3 protein-coding genes are annotated in these 1,374 nt (G+C 45.3%); all 3 read left to right on the top strand.

Translation table 11 applies throughout. From position 1 onward, the window contains the following. A partial coding sequence (locus tag KDK18_RS09820; protein WP_257254724.1) for a LysR substrate-binding domain-containing protein occupies positions 1-437 on the top strand: 437 nt, incomplete at its 5' end. Positions 438-540: 103 nt separating this feature from the next. Then, positions 541-855, top strand: coding sequence for a hypothetical protein (locus KDK18_RS09815; protein ID WP_257254723.1), 315 nt, complete (start codon positions 541-543; stop codon positions 853-855). Positions 856-1,114: 259 nt separating this feature from the next. Next, positions 1,115-1,374, top strand: a 260-nt coding sequence (locus KDK18_RS09810; RefSeq protein WP_257254722.1) for a hypothetical protein, incomplete at its 3' end; no start/stop codon positions are given.

The following is a 1,374-nucleotide window of genomic DNA, read 5'->3' as shown; positions in this document are numbered from 1 at the left end:
GTCAGGACAAGTTTGTCTGTGTTGTCAGAGATTCTCACCCTCTGGTGGAGCAGGGTATGGATATTGAGCGCTATGCCAGTCATTCCCATGCATTGATCACCATGGGAGGAGAGCGAAAGGGAGCTGTCGACTATTTGTTGGAAGAGCGGGGATTGTCCCGGCGAATTGCCCTGAGGGTACCGCATTTTATTGCGGCACTGGCTCTGGTTGCCAATACCGATTATATATTGACAGCGCCTTATGGTTTGGTGGGAAGCTGCGCTCATCACTATGGGCTGGCAATACTGCCTTTTCCCATGGAGCAAAAGCCTTTTACCTACTCAATCATATGGCATGAGAGGTATATGAAAGAGCCTGCTCATATCTGGTTCAGGCAGCTGGTCTATGAAGAGCTGACCCAAAAGATCAATCGGCTTCATCTCGAGTGCAAGGTTTGAACACATTGTGATTGATTAAGCGCATGTGAGCATAAAAATTTCGTTTCTTTGTTAATTTTCTGTCACTATGTGAAGTGCTTGGAACAAACAGGGAGTGTTTGAAATGAAAGCTAACGGATTGGCACTTTTGCTGATTTTATTTCCTTTGCCTCTGATGGCTGAACAGGTGGCAGATAATCAACGCTGCTCATCAGGTCTGGCCATCTATATCGCAGGAGAGTATGCCAAAGCATTTGAGGTGCTCAAAGCTGAGGCTGACAAGGGGCTGGACTGTGCACAGCACTGGGTGGCCAGAATGTACCAGATGGGTCATGGAATCCCCATGAACAGAGAGCTTTCTAAAGCCTATTATGAACTGGCTGCCCGTCAGGGGTTTGAGCAGTCCATCATGCAGCTTGAGTTGTTGAAGAACGATTGAGATGACCAGAATAAAAAAAGCCCCTGACCACTTTTATGCTGATCAGGGGCTTTTTTAATGGCCGGGAATGAAGGGTGAGTACGTCCAACCAAGCGTCAACTTTTGTCTGCTGTCATTTTTAGGAAGGGCTAACGTTTTTGAAAGGCACTAAAATAAACGGGGGATAAATTAAACATCTTCAAATTTAAGGTCTATTGTTATGCCTCATCAATAAAGCCTGTAGGCAAATCCAATTATGAAAACGGCAAGACTTCTCACTATGACTCATCTGTTTTTCTTATTCATAGTATCTATCGTTTTGCCGTTTGATGCCTACAGTGCTGCTTATGCCAATCTATTGAGCTGGACTGGTTGGTTGAGTTCCTCCAAAGCCATTGAAAAAAGGACAGCGGTATCGGAAGGGATTAGCAAGCTGTCGTTTATAGGTAGCGGTCCGCCTCTCCTTCTTGCTTATGGTGGCAAGACGGTTGACGAGAACATCAAGACAGTTTCTGAACTAGAGGACAATCAGCTTTATAT

It is taken from the genome of Endozoicomonas sp. SESOKO3 (assembly GCF_024606255.1).
This window is presented reverse-complemented; position numbering and strand designations above follow the sequence as displayed.